This window comes from Cryobacterium sp. AP23 (genome assembly GCF_054075385.1).
This window is the reverse complement of record NZ_CM133415.1, coordinates 3272738-3290219: the sequence shown is the minus strand read 5'-3', so window position 1 is coordinate 3290219 and position 17482 is coordinate 3272738. Positions and strand designations below refer to the sequence as shown.

Here is a 17482-nt window from a genome sequence, read left to right as displayed (position 1 = left end):
CGCTGACCCGCGGACACACGGGCGCTGTGCAGGCTGGTCAGGCGGTGACCAGGGTGTCGCGGCCCTTGCCGGTGCGCTTGGAGACGAGCATGGCCTCGTCGGCAAGGGCGACGAGGGCGTCGGGCGTGATGCGGGTGGAGCCGTCGGGGGTGAATACGCTGATGCCGATGCTGGCCGACACCGTCGAGCCCTGCGCGAGGCCCACGAGCGGCTGCTTCACGGCCGCGCGGATGCGCCGCGCCACGTCGAGCACCGACTCCTCGTCGACGCCGTCGCAGGCGATCACGAACTCGTCGCCGCCGAACCGGCTGGCCAGGTCCCCGGTCCGGAGGGTGCGTGTGAGCCGCCCGGCCACCTGCTGCAGCACCTGGTCGCCGGCCTCGTGGCCGAAGGCGTCGTTGATGGCCTTGAAGCCGTCGAGGTCGAGGAACAGCACGCCGACGGTTTCGCGGCGGCGGTCGGCGTCGCCGAGCAGCTGGCGCAGGCGGCGCTGCAGCGACAGCCGGTTGGGCAGGCCGGTGAGGGAGTCGTGCAGCGACTGGTGCTCGATCTGGCGCTGCAGGTGGATGCGTTCGAGCACCGGCGCGGCCTGCGTGGCCAGGGCGGCGAGCAGGTCGAGCAGGTTCTCGTCCAGTTCCCGCGGGCGTTGGAACCAGCAGGCGATCGCGCCGCCGACAGTGCCGTCCTCGATCACCGGGATGACACACAACGCCTCAACGCCCTCGGCGTCGAGGCCGGCGGCCAGGGTCGGGAAGCGCTCTGCGATGTCGTCCGGGGTGCGGCACAGCACCATCCGGCCCTCGGCCAGGCAGTCCCGCACCGGCAGCAGGCCGGCCAAATCGACGGCGTCCAGCAGCGGCCGGTCCCCAGAGACCAGTTCCAGACCGCCATCGGGTTCGGCCACGATCACGGAGACGGCCGCCGCATCCGTCGCCATCTCGGCGGAGACACGCAACGCGGAGCCGAATGCGGCGAGGGTGGTCGCCGGCGCGAGTCCGGCGGCGGCCTCCTGCAGGATGCGCACCCGCGCCACCGCGGTCTCGGCCGTGCGCCTGGCCTCGAGCAGGTCCCGCTCGTACTTGAGCCGGATGCCGGCATCGAACACAGCGGCGTAGACCAGGGGCTCGTCCGCCGACGCGTCAAGAACCGAGCTGACCAGCACATCCCTCGTGCCACCGGTGCGGGTGGACAGGGTGAGCATCATCTCGTTCAGGGTGCGCTGCGTCTGCAGCAACGGCATGAATCGGGTCTCGAAGATCAGCTTGCTGCCCCGGGAGAGCAGCGACAGGAAGTACCGCCCGACGATCTCTTCCCGCGGAAAACCGGTCCAGTCGCAGAATGTGTCGTTGGCGGAGCGGATGACCCCGCCGGTCGACATCGCGAACAGTCCGGCCGGTGCGTGCTGGAAGAGCGCACGCGAGACGTCGTCCGGCGTCACAGACAGCGCCGGATCTGCCGTTCAATCTCCGCGGGGTCGGACAGGTGCGCGTAGTGCCCGGCCGCGTTCAGCACCACCAACTCGCTGTCGCTGATGTGGTCGTGCAGGTACTCGCCCACCTCGAGCGGGGCGATGAGGTCGTCGGAGGACTGCAGGATCAGCGTGGGCGTGCTGATGTCCTTGAGGTAGCGGCGCATGTCGGAGAGGAAGGTGACCCGGGCGAAGTGCTGGGCGACCATAGTGTCGGTGCGGGCCATGCTGTCGGCCAGTTCGGCGGCCAGCTCCGGGCGGTCGGCGTTCTTCATCAGCGCCGGTGCCATCGCGGTGGCCCAGCTGGCGTGGTTGACCTCGAGGGCGTCCAGCAGCGCATCCACGTCGGCGCGCTCGAACCCGCCCACGTAGCCCTCATCGTTCAGGTACCGGGGTGACGGGCCGAGCATGACGAGCCGGGAGAACCGCTGCGGCTCCTGGATGGCGGCCAGGGCCCCGATCATGGCGCTCACCGAGTGCCCGACGAAGACCACATCGTGCAGGTCGAGGGTGCGGATGATCTCGAGCAGGTCGGCCGCGTAGCCGCGCAGCGAGTCGTACTTGCGGCGGTCGTACGCCGACACGTCTGACTCGCCCGAGCCGACGTGGTCGAAGCGCACCACGCGGCGTTCGTCGGCGAACTGCGGTGCCACCAGGCGCCACATGTTCTGGCTGGTGCCGTAGCCCGGCCCGAAGATGATCGGGGGTTTTCCCGCGTCGCCGGTCACGGAGACGCCATTGCGCACGAGCACATCCACCGCCCCGGCCGAGAGAGCATCCAGTCCGGTTGGCGCAGTGTTCGTCACCCTCGTGATTCTTCCATATCGGGTGCGCCAGTGGGAAAGATCGTGCCGAGAATCAGTGCGACAGCGCAGCCACGGTGCGGGGCCGGACGATAAACCACAGGCTGAGGATGGAGACGATCGCGGCGACACCCATCACCGACGCCATCGGCACCGCGGTGCCGACGCCGAGCAGGCCGACGACCGGGGAGATCAGCCCGGCGATGCCGAAGTTCGCCGCCCCGAGGAGGGACGCGGCGGTGCCGGCCTCGCTGCCGTGCGCGTTCAGCGCGATGACCTGCACGGTCGGGAAGGTGAACCCGCAGGCCGCGATGAAGAACCAGAGCGGGACGAGGGTGCCCCAGAGGCCGGCGCCCAGCAGGTCGAGCGTGAAGATCGCCGCGGACATCACCACGAGCACCGCGGTGGCGACGATCAGGATGTTCTGCGGGCCGACGTTGTACCGGTGCATCAGGCGGGAGCTGGCCTGCACGCCGACGACGATGCCGAGGGAGTTGACCGCGAAGAGCACGCCGTACTGCTGGGCGCTGAATTCGTAGACCTGCTGGAACAGGAACGGCGACGAGGAGAGGTAAGAGAACAGGCCGGTGAAGGTCATCGCCCCGATGATGAGGACACCGACGAAGGTGCGGTCGCTGAGAACGGCCTTGTAGCGCTGGGCCAGGCTCGAGTGGCCGGGCACGGTGCGGCGTTCCTGCGGCAGGGTCTCGACGATCCAGATGGCCACGGCCACCATGACGACGATGCCGTAGCCGGCGAGCACCCAGAAGATGCCGCGCCACGGCATCACGAGCAGCAGCTGCGAGCCGATGACCGGGGCCAGCACGGGGGCAAGGCCGCTGACCAGGGCAAGCCGGGAGAGCATCTTCACGAGCGGCTTGCCGCCGAAGAGGTCGCGCACCATGGCCATCGCCACGACGGCGCCGGCGGCAGCGCCGAAGCCCTGCAGCACCCGGAAGATCCCGAGGGACACGATGTCCGAGGACAGCGCGGCGCCCACGCAGGCCAGCACGTGGAAGCCGGTGGCGAGCAGCAGCGGCAGCCGGCGGCCCACCTTGTCGCTCCACGGGCCCACGATGAGCTGGCCGAAGCCAAAGCCGATCATGGTGCCGGTGAGGGTGAGCTGGATGGCCGCGGCGGAGACGCCGAGTTCGCTTTCCAGGGTGGGGAAGGCCGGCAGGTACAGGTCGATCGTGAACGGTCCAAGGGCCGTGAGCGCACCGAGGATGATGATGTAGACGACACGCTGCCCGCGGGAGAGGGCGTCACCGGGGTGCCGGGCGGTGGAGTGGAGTTGAGCCTCGGTGATGACGGGGATCATTGCGGTAGTCACGAAAAAAGAGTCCTCGGTCGGGGTCGAACAGGGTGGAGTTGTGGCGAGTGCCTGTTTGGCCAAAGCCCCGGGCGCCGCGATCTATTCCCCTGGCCCCGATTCCCCGGAAAGATTGCGCGGATCCGGGGTTTCCTGCAACTTTGCCGGCCCGGTGGTGGGCAGCACGAGCTCCATGAAGACGTCGGCGCGCGCGTACGGCATCGGCCCGACCCGCTCTGCGGGGACGTGGCTGAAGCCCACCGACTCGTAGAGGTGCACGGCGCTGGGCAGCCGGGTGCTGCTGCCCAGGAACAGCGAGGTCGCGCCGAGTCGCGCGGCCAGGTCGATGGCGGCGAGGATCAGCGTGCGGCCGGCGCCCCGGTTACGCAGGTGGGGTGCGACGGCCATCTTGGACAGCTCGAAGACACCGTTGCCGGTGGGGACCAGGGCGACACAGCCCACCCGGTCGGTGCCGATCCGGGCGATCAGCACCTGGCCGCCCCGGGCGACGATGGCGGCGTCGGGGTCGTTCAGGAGCGCCCGGTCGGCGTCCTCGAGGGTGAACAGCCGGTCGATCCATTCCTCGTTGAGCTCCCGGAACGCGCGGGCGTCGTCCGCGGAGGCCATCGGCTCGATGACGAGCGGCAGTGGTTCGTGAGCGGTCTGGTCGGGGAGGCCGGGGTCGGTGGTCGTGCGGGATGTCATGCGTCACTCCTTCTTCCCTCCCATTCTGCGAGCACCCGATCGAGACGTCCAATATCCGTTTCGGGTGAATCAAGACGCCAACGGTCTTGATAGGGTCGGAGGCATGGCCGCTCAACTGGAACTCCGGCACCTGCGCTACTTCGTGGCGGTGGCCGAGGAACTGCACTTCGGTCGCGCCGCCGCACGGCTGCACATGGCGCAGCCGCCGCTGTCCCAGCAGGTGCGCCGGCTCGAGGAGCTGATCGGCACCGAGCTGTTCGACCGCACCTCCCGCCGGGTGGCCCTCACCGCTGCCGGCGAGGCGTTCCTCGACCGCAGCCGCAAGCTCCTCGCCCAGGCCGACGCCGACGTCGACGAGGCCGCCCGCATCGGCCGCGGCGAACAGGGCCGCCTCGACATCGGCTTCATCACCTCGGCCATCCCCCTGGGCATCACCGAACGCCTGCACGCCTACCGCCAGTTGCATCCGGCCGTGCAGTTGCGGCTGCACGAGGGCTACACCTCGCTGATCCTGGACCGGCTGCTGGCCGGCGAGATCGACATGGGCATGGTGCGGGACTCCGAGCCGCACCCGGCGCTGACGATCACAACCCTGGCCACCGAGCCGTTCGTCGGGGTGTTGCCGGTGGACCATCCCGCCGCCGGACACGCCAGCCTCGATGTGGGGCTGCTGCGGGATGACCCGTTCGTGTTCTATCCGAGGGCGGCCGGCGAGCGCGCCTACCTGCGCAACCTCGATGCCTGCCGCTCGGCCGGGTTCGAGCCGCGCATCGTGCAGGAGGCGTCCTCCTGGGTGACGATCCTGCACCTGGTCGAGGCGGGCCTCGGGGTGAGCATCGCTCCGGCCAGCGCCACCGTGACCACGCCGGCCGGGGTGCGGGCGATCCCCCTCACCGGGGTGCACCCGCGCAGCGAGGTGCAACTCGTGCAGCGCGCCGGCGACAACCGGGCGATCCTGGCGAACTTCCTGGCGGTACCGGGTTCGCTCACGCCCACCCTCACGCCCGGCGCCCGGTCGGTCTCAGGCTGACTCGGGCCCGGTGCCGGCCGGAGGCACCGCCGGCATCGTGGTCGAGGGCGCGGCCGGCGGAACGGACGGGTGCCCGGCCGATAGCGCGGCCGGGTCGTCGAGCAGCCCCTCGAAGGCCAGTTCGGCCGCCCCGATCATCAGCAGGTTGGAGCCGAGCTCTGCGGCGCTGAGCCGCACGGTGCCGAATGCGGCGTCGAGCGAGTGCGCGGCGACACCGGCGCGCAACCGGTCCGCATCCACCGCGAGCAGCGCGGCGAGGAACCCGCCGAGCACCACCAGCTGCGGGTTGAGGATGTTGATGGCCCCGGCCAGCGCCACGGCGAGATGGTCGATCTGCCGGTCCACCTCGGCCCGCACCATCGGGGAGGTGGACGCCAGCAGCGCCTGTTCCAGCTCGTCGGCATCCGCCCCGGCCAGCCCGAGCACCTCGAGCAGTTCACGCCGGGTGACCTCGGCCTCGAGGGTGCCGCGGAGGCCCGCGGAGTCGACCCGCTCGCTGTCGCTGACCCGGGTGTGACCGAACTCGCCCGCGTAGCCGGCGATGCCGCCGGCGGGCGCGCCGCCCACGATCATGCCGCCGCCGATGCCGCTCGCCCCGCCGTTGAGGTAGATCAGGTCGGTCATGCCCTTGCCCGCACCGAAGAACCGTTCGGCCATCGCGCCCAGGCTGGCGTCGTTGGCGGCCAGCACCGGATAGCCGGTCGCCGCCTCGAGCATCTCGGCCAGCGGTTCGTCGACCCAGCCCAGGTGGGGCGCGTGCCGCACCAGGCCGTCGTGGGCGCGCACCAGCCCGGGCACGGCCACCCCGATGCCGACGACCTTGAAGTTGGCGGCCAGCTCGCCGCGCATGCCGTCGATCACGGCGGCGGCGATATTGACGGCCTCGAGCACGCTCGGGGAGGTCTCGGTCGGGTAGCGCACCCGGCGGTGCACCTGGCCGTCCAGGCCGACGATGCCGATCGTGACGGCGTCGATCTCGGGGTTCACGGCGAGCGCCACGACCTGCTCGCTGACGCTGACGATGGGGCTGGGCCGGCCGACCTGGTTGGTGGAGCTCGGTTCGCTCTCCACAACCAGGCCGCGCTCCACCAGTTCCGCGACGAGGGCCGCGATCGTCGACCGGTTCAGGCCGGTGACCCGGGTGAGCTGGGAACGCGAGGCCGCGCCGCTGCGGTGCACGAGTCGCAGCACCACCGACAGGTTGTGTCTGCGCACGTCGTCATGGCTGCTGCCCTGCACGGTTCCTCCGTTTGGCTGATGCCTCGAAACGTGTCGCCGTCTCACCGGCTGGCGCGGGGCGATCCGGCTGTTTCCCCCAGAATACCCGGCAAGTCGACCAACCGGCCGTGATACGTTGCTCAACGCCACAAATCGGCCGGGCCGCCCGTCGACCGCGGCCCCAACCCACGCAGACAAGGATGTCCATGAAGTTTCCCAGCATGAGAATCGCGCTCACCGGCGGCAGCGGCAAGCTCGGCCGCACCGTGCTCGCCCGGCTCCGCGCCGAGGGCCACGAGGTACTCAACCTCGACCGCGACGGCACCCGCGGGGCGGGCTTCCTCCGCATCGACCTCACCGACTACGGCCAGGTGATCGACGCGTTCTCCGGCGTCGACGACCAGGCGAACGGCTTCGACGCCGTGGTGCACCTGGGCGCGATCCCGGCGCCGGGTATCGTGCCCGATGTCGCCACCTTCCACAACAACATGCTCTCCAGCTACAACGTGTTCCAGGCGGCCCGGCGGGCGGGCATCCGCCGCATCGTCTACGCGTCGAGCGAGACGGTGCTCGGCCTGCCGTTCGACACCGACCCGCCCTACATCCCGGTCGACGAGGAGTACCCGGCCCGGCCGGAGAGCACCTACTCGCTGGTGAAGCACCTCGAGGAGCAGATGGCCATCGAACTGGTGCGCTGGGACCCGCTCCTGTCGATCACGGCGCTGCGGTTCTCCAACGTGATGGACCCGGAAGACTACGACGGCTTCGAGGCGTTCCAGGATGATGCGACACTGCGCAAGTGGAACCTCTGGGGGTACATCGACGGCCGCGACGGTGCCCAGGCGGTGCTTAAAGCACTGCAGAGCGCCCCACCCGGCTTCGACCGGTTCATCATCGCCGCCGCCGACACCGTCATGCGTCGCCCGAGCGCCGACCTGGCCGCCGAGGTCTTCCCGAACGTCGACCTGACCCGCGCCGTGGCCGGCACCGACACCCTGCTCTCCATCGACAAGGCCCGTCGCCTGCTGGGCTTCTCCCCCGCCCACTCCTGGCAAGACCCCCGCTAAGCCCCGGCCCGCGGGTGCGGGTGCCGCACGTTTGTGAGGACATCGGAAGAAAAGAAGGACGCGACGTCCAATCCCGTCCTTCTAACCTCACTTTGTCCTTGTATCGCGCTGCACTCGCCCCGCGCGGGCTGGGTTAGAGGTCGGGGAGGGTTCGGGTGGCGACCAGCTCGGAGTACCAGCGGGCGCTGTCCTTGGGGGTGCGCACCAGGGTGTCATAGTCCACGTGGACGATGCCGAAGCGCTTGGAGTAGCCGTAGCCCCACTCGAAGTTGTCCATCAGCGACCAGACCTGGTAGCCGCGGAGGTCGACCCCGCGGGCCATCGCCCGGTGCGCGGCGGTGAAGTGCCGGCGCAGGTAGTCGGTGCGCTCGATGTCGTGCACCCGCGGGCCGTCATCCGTCTGCACGACCTCGTCGGCGAACGCGGCCCCGTTCTCGGTGACCATCAGGGGCTGGTTCGGGAATTCCTCGTGCAGCGACACGAGCAGCTCCTCGAGGCCGGACGGGTCGATGTTCCAGCCCATCTCGGTGTGCGGGCCGGGCTGCGCGAGGAATTCCACCCGGTCGGCGCCGGGCCAGGGCGACCCGCCGACGTCCTTGTGGCCGTCGGCGTTCTGCCGGGGCGTCACGCCGTCCCACAGCCGCACGAGGGTGGTGGAGTAGTAGTTGACCCCGAGCACGTCCAGCGGCTGGTGGATGATCTCGGTGTCGCCGGGCTGGACGAACGCCCAGTCGGTGACGGACTTGGTGTCCTCGAAGAGGTCCGCCGGGTACGCGCCGGTGAGCAGCGGGCCGAGGAACGCCCGGTTGGCCAGGGCGTCGATCTGCCGCACGGCCTCCGGCCCGGTCTCGCCCTCGCCGCGCAGCACGTGCAGGTTGAGGGTGATCGAGAAGTCCGGGTCGTTGGTGACCAGGGGCTTCAGCGCCAGGATCGCCAGGCCGTGGGCCAGGTTGAGGTGGTGCACGGCGGTGAGCGCCTCGGCGCCGTCGGTGCGGCCGGGCGCGTGCGCGCCGGAGCCGTAGCCGAGGTAGGCCGCGCACCACGGTTCGTTCAGGGTGGTCCAGGTGTCGACCCGGTCGCCGAACTCCGCGCCCAGGATCGCCGCGTAGTCGGCGAACGCGTACGCGGTGGCCCGGTTGGTCCAGCCGCCCTCGTCCTCGAGCGCCTGCGGCAGGTCCCAGTGGTACAGGGTGACGATGGGGCGGATGCCCCGGCTGATGAGCCCGTCGATCAGGCGCCGGTAGAAGTCCAGGCCCGCCTGGTTGGCCGGCCCCCGGCCGGTGGGCTGGATGCGCGACCAGGCGATGGAGAACCGGTAGGCCTGCAGTCCCAGCGCCACCATCATGTCCAGGTCCTGCTCGAGCCGGTGGTAGTGCCCGGAGGCGACGTCGCCGGTGTCACCGTTCCAGACCTTGCCGGGGGTGTGGCTGAAGGTGTCCCAGATCGAGGGGCCGCGGCCGTCCTCGTCGAAGGCGCCCTCGATCTGGTAGCTGGCCGTGGCGGAGCCGAACAAGAACGACTCGGGGAAGACCAGGCCCGCGTCGCGGTAGTCGGGCGATCCCGCGGTCACGGCCGTGCCGGGCGTGGAGGTGGAGGTGGTGCCGGTACTCATCGGACGGTGGCCCTTCGGTCGGTGGATGCGACGGTGTCGCCGCCGGCGAGGCGGGCCCGGAAGGGGGCATCCGAATCGCTGGTGACCACCGTATCGTCGCCGGAGACCGTGATGGTGAACGTGACGTGGCTGCCGTCCAGGGGGTTGGCGACCGCGACCGTGCGGGGGTCGGTGGACCCGCCCGGGTAGATGGTGAGCAGGGCCTGGTCGGTGTAGTCGTAGTCGGGCCGGTCGTCGCGGGCGCCGGTGGCCAGCACCGCTCCCCCGCGCACCCACAGCGGGATGCTGTCGAAGGCGTGGGTCTCCCGGCGCCAGGTTGGGCCCTCGACGACCTCGTCGGTCAGGTAGTTGGTCCAGGTGCCGGCGGGCAGGTAGTACTGCACGTCACCGGATTCGCTGAACACCGGGGCCACGAGCAGGTCGGCCCCGAGCAGGTACTGCCGGTCGAGGTAGTCCACGGCGGGGTCCTGGGGGAACTCGAGCTGCATCGGCCGCATGAACGGGGCACCCACGCTGTGCGCCTCGAGGCCCACCTGGTAGAGGAACGGCATCAGTTTCAGCTTGAGCTTGGTGAAGACCCGGGTGACGTCGACGGCGCTCTGGCCGGCTTCTTCCCGGCCGTCGTCGAAGAGCCACGGCACCCGGTAGCTGGTGGAGCCGTGCAACCGGGAGTGGCTGGAGAGCAGCCCGAACGCCAGCCAGCGCTTGAACACCGCCGGGTCTGGCATGCCCTCGAAGCCGCCGATGTCGTGGCTCCAGTAGCCGAAGCCGCTGAACGCCAGGCTGAGCCCGCCGCGCAGGGTCTCGGCCATGGACTCGTAGCTGGAGGAGTTGTCTCCGCCCCAGTGCACCGGTTGCATCTGGCCGCCGACGGTGGCGGAACGGGCGAACAGCACCGCGTCGCCCTCGCCGCGGTGCTCCTGCAGCACCTCGAAGACGGCCTTGTTGTAGAGCTGGGTGTACAGGTTGTGCATCACCTCGGGCGAGGACCCGTCGTGCCACACCACATCCGTGGGGATGCGCTCGCCGAAGTCGGTCTTGATGGCGTCCACGCCCTGCGCGAAGAGGCCGCGTAGTTTGTCCTGGAACCAGGTGACGGCGGCCGGGTTGGTGAAGTCCACCAGCGCCATGCCGGCCTGCCAGAGGTCCCACTGCCAGACGTCGCCGTTGGCCTTCTTCACCAGGTAGCCGGCCGCGGCGGCCTCGGCGAAGATGCCGGCCCGCTGGGCGATGTACGGGTTGATCCAGGCGCTCACGTGCAGGTTCTTTTCGTGCAGCCGGGTGAGCATGCCCTCGGGGTCCGGGAACACCCGCGGGTCCCACTCGAAGTCGGTCCAGTTGAATTCGCGCATCCAGAAGCAGTCGAAGTGGAACACGCTCAGCGGCAGATCGCGCTCGGCCATGCCGTCGATGAAGCTGTTGACGGTGGCCTCGTCGTACTGGGTGGTGAACGAGGTCGACAGCCACAGGCCGTACGACCAGGCCGGCACCCGGGCAGGGCGGCCGGTGAGCCGGGTGTAGCGCTCGAGTACGTCCTTGGGGGTGGGGCCGTAGATCACCAGGTATTCGATGGCCGGGCCGGCGACGGAGAACTGCACCCGTTCGACGGCCTCCGTGCCGACCTCGAAGGAGACGTGCTCCGGGTGGTTGACCAGCACGCCGTAGCCGCGATTGGTGAGGTAGAACGGCACGTTCTTGTAGGACTGTTCGCTGGAGGTGCCGCCGTCGGCGTTCCAGATGTCGATGGTCTGGCCGTTCTTCACCAGCGGGCCGAAGCGCTCGCCGAGGCCGTATACCAGTTCGCCGACGCCGAGGGAGAGCTGCGCGTGAGTGTAGCTGGTCGCCGGGGCGAGCCCGGTGGTGGTGACGCCGGAGACCCCGGCCGGTTCGGCGGAGATCGGCGCCCCAGGGGCGAGCTGCATGTGCCCGATCGACTTGTGGCCACTCTCGGTGAGGGTGCGGCCGTCGGCCTCGAAGCTGAGGTTGAACGGGGCGCCCGGGCTCACCCGTGCGGTGAGCGGGCCGGCCGTGAGGGTACCGCCGGCCGCGTCGACGACGATGTCGCCCGCATCCGGCCCGGCCCCGACGAGGTCGAAGCCCGGACCGGTTGCGGTGCCGGTGTGCTGTTCGACGCGCACCTTGATGATGCCCTCAAGCGGGGAGGACAGCGTGACGGTGAGCATGGCCCGGTTGAGCACGTCGCCGCGGCGTTCGATCACCTTCGTCGGTGCGGAGACCCGCAGGACGTCGCCCACGTGTTCGATGTCGTAGGCCTCCTGCGCGTAGAACGCGGTGACCCCGGGGCGGGTGTGCCAGAAACCATCGGTGAATTTCATAACTACTTGACTGCTCCTGCGGTGATGCCCCGGGTGAGGGTGCGTTGGAAGATGAGGAAGAAGATCAGCGTGGGCAACAGACCCAGCAGCGCCGAGGCGCTCGTGGTGGTCACGTCCATCAGCCGGTCGCCCTGCAGCACGGCGATGGAGACCGGGACGGTCTGGCTCGCGTTGCTGACCAGGAAGGTGAGCGGGATGAGGAACTCGTTCCAGGTCCAGATGAAGAAGAAGATCACCAGGACGCTGAGGGTGGGCTTGGTGATCGGGTACACCACCCGCCACAGCATCGTCCACTTGTTGGCGCCGTCAAGCGACGCCGCCTCGAGGATCTCCTTGGGGAAGGTGCCGAGCACGCTGGCCAGCAGATAGGTGCCGAAGGCGCTCTGGATGACCACGAAGATGATGATCACGGCCCACTGGTTGTCGTACAGGCCGACGCTCTTGAACATGAAGTAGAGCGGGTAGAGCAGCACTTCCTGCGGCAGCATGTTGGCCAGCAGGATCAGCAGCACGATCCAGGTGCGGCCGCGCACCCGGCCGATGCCGAGCGCGAACGCGTTCAGCAGCGACACCAGCACGGCGAGGATGGCGACGACGCTGGAGATGAAGAAGCTGTTCCAGAGCTTCTCCGGGAAGTCCACCCGCTGCCAGAAGTTGACCATGCCGTCGAAGTACAGGTCGGTGGGCAGGGTGAGCGGGCCGGCGGCGTTGTAGTCGGCCGGCGACTTGAACGAGTTGATCAGGATGAGGAAGAACGGCACCGCGATCAGCAGGCCGATCAGGATGGCGACGAGCAGGATCATCCAGTCGCCGAGGGTCTTGCGGGTGGTGCTGCTGCGGCGCTTCTTCGGCTGGCGGGCCGGCGGGCCGGTGACGGCGGCCGCGGCCGTGTCGTCGAGGATGGTGGTGGTCATTAGCGTTCCTCTTCCTGGCGCTCGAGCCGGGTCTGGGCGATGAGGAAGACGACCGAGACGATGGCGATGACGATGGTGAGTGCGGTGGCGATGGTGGCGCCGTAGCCCACCTGCTGGGACTGGAAGAACTCGCTGTACGCGTAGTACGCCGGCACGATGGTGGAGGTGCCGGGCCCGCCGCCGGTGAGCGTGTAGATCGGGCCGAAGACCTTGAGTGCGGCGATGGTGCAGGTGAGGGTGACCACGAAGATCTCGGGCCGGATGATGCTCACCGTGATGGCGCGGAAGCGCTGGATCCAGTTGGCGCCGTCGAGTTCGGCGGCCTCGTAGAGCTCGGGGTCGACCCGCTGCAGCGCGGCCATGAAGATCACGATCGGGTAGCCGAGCTGCACCCAGATCATGATCACCATGATGCTGGGCAGCGCGGTGTCCGGGTCCCCCAGCCAGTTCTGGGCGAGTCCGCCCAGGCCGATGCCCTCGAGCACCTGGTTGAGTGCGCCGTTCTGCGGGCGCAGGATCCAGCCGATCACGATCGCGGCGACGACGCCGGGCAGGATCTGCGGCAGGTAGTAGGTGGCCCGCAGGAAGCTGGCGATCTTGCCGCCGAACTTCTTGCCGATCAGGTCGAACAGCATCGCGGCCAGCACGAGGCCGAGCAGCGTCGGTACGACCACCATGGCCACGATCATCGCGATCGAGTTACTGAACGAGGTCCAGAAGGTGCTGTCCCCGGCCAGCTTGACCCAGTTCTCCAGGCCCACCCACTCCGGCGGTTTGATGCCGCGGTAGTCGGTGAAGGTGAGGTAGATGTTCCAGATCAGCGGAACGACGATGATGAGCGTGAGCAGCGCGAGGCCGGGCACGAGGTAGATCCAAAAAGTTCGGGGGTTGCTTCCCGGGATGAGGCTCTGCCGGGCGATGGGGCGGATGCCGTCCTTCCGGGCAGCAACGGGCGCATCGGCAACGGATGCTTTCGTCATGTGTTTTCCTTCTCTGCGAGTGGCGGCCAGGGGCCCGAACAGGCCCCTGGCCGGTTACTGCGAGGTGGTGCTGGTGAGTCGGGCGGGTGTTAGCCGACGATGTCGTCGACGCCGGACTGGTACTGGCCGCCGAGCTGTTCGTTGACGTCGGCCGGCGACTTGGTGTCGTTGATGAGTTCCTGCAGGCCGGCGTTCAGTTCGTCGTAGAACGTCGCGGTGGGCCAGTCCGGGTAGAACGCGATGCCGTCCTTCTCGGTGAGGGTGTTGAAGTTGCCGATCAGTTCCTGGCTCTTCGGGTCCGTGATGTCTTCGGTGTTCGCGGCGACGGGGATGCCACCGTTGTTACCGATCAGGGCCTGGATCTCCGGGCGCATGGTGATGTCAATGAACTGGGCGGCGAGGTCCTTGTTGGCGGCCTTCTCCGGGATGACCCACATGTTGCCGGCGGAGCCGGGCGACATCTCGGCCTCGGGGAAGAGGAAGGTGCCCCACTCGAAGCCGGTGGCCTCGGTGGTGAACCGGTTGTGCCACCAGGAACCCGAGTAGAAGATCGGGTAGGTGCCGTTGATGAACGCGGTGCCGGCATCCTCTGCCTTGAAGCCGGTGGCGTCGGTGGAGATGTAGCCGGCGTCGGTCCAGTCCTTGATGGTCTCGGTGGCGTAGGTCAGCTCGGGGCCGGACCAGTCGACGTCGCCGGTGTAGAGCTGGTAATCGTCGACGAAGCCGCGGTCGGCCTGGGTGAGCGCGAGCTGGTACCAGAGCTGGCCCAGCGGGTACTCGGCGGCGGACTCGGCCAGCGGGGTGATGCCCTGGTCGGTGAACGCCTTCATCACGGTCTCGAGTTCGGCGACGGTGGTCGGCACCTCGAGTCCGGCGGCAGCGAACATGTCCTTGTTGTAGTACATCTCCACGAACTCGCCGTAGTTGGGCACGCCGTAGAACGCGCCGGAGCCCATGATGCCGTCTTCGTCGTAGCGCGCGGTGGTCTGCAGCGACGGGGCGAGGGCGTCGTCCCAGCTGTACTCGTCGTAGACGTCGTCGAGGTCGGAGAGCAGGCCCTGGCTGGCGAGGAGGCCGGCGGTGGCGTTGCCCTTGTTGTATTCGAGGATGTCGGGGGCTTCGTCGGAGTTGAGCACCTGGCTGGCGGTGGAACGGATCTGCTCGAAGCTCTTCTCCTCGAACTCCACCGTGGCGCCGGTCTCCTCTTCGAAGACCTTGATGGCCTCGTCCCAGGCGATGCCCATGGCGCTGGTTTCGCTCTCGAAGTGCCAGAGCTTGAGGGTGTTGCTGTCGCTCTCGGATGCGCCGCCGGAGCAGCCGGAGAGCAGGAGGGCGCTAACGCCGAGGACGGCGACACCGGCGAGGGTTCTCTTGGTTTTCTTCACTGTTCTACTTCCTTGTAGTGATACACGGGGGATGAGGATCCCGGAACGTTTCGAAACGTTTCGACACTGTCGGTGACAGTGCCGGTGCTGCGTGGATGCGTTCCGGGGGTCTAGCGGGATGGGGCGGGGGTGGGTACGGGGGACGTCGAGCCGAGCTCGACGTACGTCGGGGTGATGTATTCGACGTGTGGCAGGGCGTCGCCGGCGAACTGGGCCATCGTGAGCTCGATTGCGCGAGTGCAGGATTGGTCAGCGGGCAGCGGGATGACGTCGAGCGGCGGGTTGAGGTGGTCGGTGGAGAAGCTGGAGCAGGCCGAGATGACCGAGAGGTCGTTCGGCACGTTGATGCCGCGCTGGCTGAGCACGTCGAGCACCATGGACTGCACGGGTTCGTTGCAGTGCAGCACGAGGCCGGTCATGCCCGGCAGGGCGCCGGTCACGTGGTCGACCGCGGCACGCACGCCGGCCGATTCCTCGGCGGCCGGGGTGAACGCCACCCGCACGCCGAGGCGTTCGGCCTCGGCCAGGAAGGCGTCGCGGAACCGGGGCGGGAAGTTCGAGCCGCGCTCGTAGACCAGTGGCGCCTGGCCGATCAGGCCGATCTCGCGGTGGCCGAGGTCGACCAACCGACGAACGGCGAGCACGGCGGCCTGTTCGAAGTCGAGGTCGACGCAGGTGAGGCCGTCGGTGTCGTTCGGGATGCCGATGACGGTGGCCGGCAGGCCGAGCTCGCGCACCAGGTCGGTGCGGGGATCGGAGGTGGAGACGTCGAGCAGCACGATGCCGTCGACGAGGGAGCTGCGCGCCACACGGCGCAGGCCGCTGGTGGCTTCGTCCTGGGTGAGCAGGAGCACGTCGTAGTCGTACTCGCGGGCGGCCTGGACCACGGAGAGCACGAATGCCATGTGGGCCGGGGCGTGGGTGCCGGCGTGAAGCGGGGCGCTCAGCGCGAGGATCTGGGTGCGGGCGCCCTTGAGCATCCGTGCACCGGCGTTGGCCCGGTAGTCGAGTTCGAGAACGGCCTGATCGATGCGCTGCTTGGTGGAGGCCGCGATCGAGCGCTTGCCGCTGAGGGCGTAGGAGACCGTGCTGATCGACACTCCGGCGACGCGTGCCACGTCGTGAATGTTGGCCACCTGGACTCCATCGTCGGTCGGTTCGAACGGTATCGATTGCGCGTTCGCAACCGAGCGGCGGTCGGTTTTGCTAAACGTTTCGACTGCCTCGGTAGGGAGCCTAGAACACACATCCTCAGTTCCGCAAGCTATTTGTGGTTATTGCCTACAAATGCCAGATCAGCGAGTTGCCCCCGTGCGGACGAGTTGCCCCGCTGCGCCGGGGCAACTCGTCCGGAACGGGGCAGGTCGGTGGTCAGCGGTGGGTCAGCGGTGGGTGGGGCGGCCGCGGACGAAGCCGGCGGGGTCGTCGAGGAGGCCGGCGAAGGCGAGCTCGGCGGCGCCGACCAGCATCAGGTGCGAGCCCAGGCTGGCCCGCTCGATGGCGACGGTGTGGCCGATGCTGCTCATCGAGCGCACGATCATCGCCGCGGTCAGCTGCTCCCGGCCCACCGACAGCAGCGAGCCGAGGAACCCGCCGAGCACCACCATCTCGGGGTCGAACATGTTCACAAAGTTGGAGATCGCCTCGGAGAGCAGCTCGATCTGGCGGCGCACCTCGGCCAGCACGGCCGGGTCGCGGGAGACCCCGAGCGCGATGTCGAGGTCGTCCTGGTCGGCGCGGGGCAGCTTCAACACCGCCAGCAGCCTGGCCATGCTCACCTCGGTCTCGAGGCAGCCGATCCGGCCGCAGTGGCAGCGCACCCCGCGGCTGTTCACCAGGGTGTGGCCGAGCTCCCCCGCGTAGCCGCTCGTTCCGCGAAGCGGCGAGCCGCCGATGATCAGGCCGCCGCCGATGCCGCTGGCGCTGCCGTTGAGGTAGACCAGGTCGTCGATTCCGCGGGCGGCGCCGAACATGCTCTCGGCGATCGCACCGAGGCTGGCGTCGTTGCCGGCGAAGACCGGGTAGTCCAGCACCCGGGCCAGGTCACGGGCCAGGTTGGCGTCCCGCCAGCCCAGGTGCGGGGCGATCAGCACCCGGCCGTCCTGCGAGTTCACCAGTGCCGGCACCGCCACCCCCACCCCGGCGATGCTGTAGCTCTGGTCGATCTCGCCGCGCATGCCGTCGACGATGGCCTTCACCGCGTTGATGGCCTCGGCCACGGTGGGCACCCGGGTGGTGTCGAAGCGGATGCGCCGGATCACCTCGCCGCCGAGACCCACCAGCCCCACCGTGACGGCGTCGACATCGGGGTTCACCGCGATCGCGGCCAGCCCCGGGTTCGGCACCACCTGCGGGCTGGGCCGGCCGACCCGGCCGACCACGCTCTCCGGTTCCACCTCGAACGCCATCCCCAGGTCGACGAGCTCGGCCACCAGGGCCGCGATCGTCGACCGGTTCAGCCCGGTGCGTTTGGTGAGTTCGGCCCGGGAGCATCCCCTGGCGTGGTGCAGCATCGTCATGACCATGGACAGGTTGTACCGGCGAAGCTGGTCATTGCTGGTGCCACCCCGAACACCCAGGGTGGGTGGCGCTTGGCTCACGGGTGGGTCACGGTCCTCTCGGGTGCGGTGCCCCGACGGGACCCGTCGGGTG

The 17482-nt window shown here is 69.0% G+C and carries 14 protein-coding genes; 2 read left to right on the top strand and 12 right to left on the bottom strand.

Features of this window, described 5'->3' with window-relative positions; translation table 11 throughout:
- Positions 1 to 37: 37 nt before the first annotated feature.
- From ACU5E9_RS15600 to ACU5E9_RS15585, 4 genes are all read right to left on the bottom strand, one after another.
- Complete coding sequence (locus tag ACU5E9_RS15600; RefSeq protein WP_456810808.1) at positions 38 to 1438, bottom strand: diguanylate cyclase; 1401 nt, start codon at positions 1436 to 1438, stop codon at positions 38 to 40.
- Positions 1435 to 2274 (bottom strand): alpha/beta fold hydrolase, encoded by an 840-nt coding sequence (locus tag ACU5E9_RS15595; protein WP_456810807.1) that lies wholly within the window; start codon positions 2272 to 2274, stop codon positions 1435 to 1437. The genes ACU5E9_RS15600 and ACU5E9_RS15595 overlap by 4 nt, the downstream gene beginning before the upstream one ends.
- Positions 2275 to 2326: 52 nt before the next feature.
- A complete protein-coding gene (locus ACU5E9_RS15590; RefSeq protein ID WP_456813557.1) occupies positions 2327 to 3592 on the bottom strand; it encodes a multidrug effflux MFS transporter in 1266 nt (421 codons plus the stop codon).
- A 93-nt stretch (positions 3593 to 3685) separates the two neighbouring features.
- Positions 3686 to 4288, bottom strand: a complete 603-nt coding sequence (locus tag ACU5E9_RS15585) for a GNAT family N-acetyltransferase (protein ID WP_456810806.1) — start codon at positions 4286 to 4288, stop codon at positions 3686 to 3688.
- 103 nt (positions 4289 to 4391) lie between these two features.
- Here ACU5E9_RS15585 and ACU5E9_RS15580 point away from each other — a divergent pair, with 103 nt between their 5' ends.
- Positions 4392 to 5318 (top strand): LysR substrate-binding domain-containing protein, encoded by a 927-nt coding sequence (locus ACU5E9_RS15580; RefSeq protein ID WP_456810805.1) that lies wholly within the window; start codon positions 4392 to 4394, stop codon positions 5316 to 5318.
- Here ACU5E9_RS15580 and ACU5E9_RS15575 read toward each other — a convergent pair.
- Positions 5310 to 6557: an ROK family protein gene (locus ACU5E9_RS15575; RefSeq protein ID WP_456810804.1), complete on the bottom strand. Its 1248-nt coding sequence runs from the start codon at positions 6555 to 6557 to the stop codon at positions 5310 to 5312. The genes ACU5E9_RS15580 and ACU5E9_RS15575 overlap by 9 nt on opposite strands.
- 200 nt (positions 6558 to 6757) lie before the next feature.
- Here ACU5E9_RS15575 and ACU5E9_RS15570 point away from each other — a divergent pair, with 200 nt between their 5' ends.
- Positions 6758 to 7603: an NAD-dependent epimerase/dehydratase family protein gene (locus ACU5E9_RS15570; RefSeq protein WP_456813556.1), complete on the top strand. Its 846-nt coding sequence runs from the start codon at positions 6758 to 6760 to the stop codon at positions 7601 to 7603.
- A 133-nt stretch (positions 7604 to 7736) separates the two neighbouring features.
- Here ACU5E9_RS15570 and ACU5E9_RS15565 read toward each other — a convergent pair whose 3' ends face one another.
- The 7 genes from ACU5E9_RS15565 to ACU5E9_RS15535 form a co-directional block, all read right to left on the bottom strand.
- Positions 7737 to 9215 carry a GH1 family beta-glucosidase gene (locus ACU5E9_RS15565; RefSeq protein WP_456810803.1) on the bottom strand — a complete coding sequence of 493 codons (1479 nt, stop codon included), beginning with the start codon at positions 9213 to 9215 and terminating at the stop codon, positions 7737 to 7739.
- Positions 9212 to 11551, bottom strand: coding sequence for an alpha-xylosidase (yicI, locus tag ACU5E9_RS15560; RefSeq protein ID WP_456810802.1), 2340 nt, complete (start codon positions 11549 to 11551; stop codon positions 9212 to 9214). The genes ACU5E9_RS15565 and yicI overlap by 4 nt, the downstream gene beginning before the upstream one ends.
- A gap of 2 nt (positions 11552 to 11553) precedes the next feature.
- Positions 11554 to 12039, bottom strand: a complete 486-nt coding sequence (locus ACU5E9_RS15555; RefSeq protein ID WP_456813555.1) for a carbohydrate ABC transporter permease — start codon at positions 12037 to 12039, stop codon at positions 11554 to 11556.
- 425 nt (positions 12040 to 12464) lie between these two features.
- Positions 12465 to 13445, bottom strand: a complete 981-nt coding sequence (locus tag ACU5E9_RS15550; RefSeq protein WP_456810801.1) for a carbohydrate ABC transporter permease — start codon at positions 13443 to 13445, stop codon at positions 12465 to 12467.
- An 89-nt stretch (positions 13446 to 13534) separates the two neighbouring features.
- Positions 13535 to 14830 carry an ABC transporter substrate-binding protein gene (locus ACU5E9_RS15545; RefSeq protein ID WP_456810800.1) on the bottom strand — a complete coding sequence of 432 codons (1296 nt, stop codon included), beginning with the start codon at positions 14828 to 14830 and terminating at the stop codon, positions 13535 to 13537.
- Positions 14831 to 14940: 110 nt separating this feature from the next.
- Positions 14941 to 15966: a LacI family DNA-binding transcriptional regulator gene (locus ACU5E9_RS15540; RefSeq protein ID WP_456810799.1), complete on the bottom strand. Its 1026-nt coding sequence runs from the start codon at positions 15964 to 15966 to the stop codon at positions 14941 to 14943.
- 246 nt (positions 15967 to 16212) lie between these two features.
- Positions 16213 to 17430 (bottom strand): ROK family protein, encoded by a 1218-nt coding sequence (locus tag ACU5E9_RS15535; protein ID WP_456810798.1) that lies wholly within the window; start codon positions 17428 to 17430, stop codon positions 16213 to 16215.
- Between the last annotated feature and the right edge of the window lie 52 nt (positions 17431 to 17482).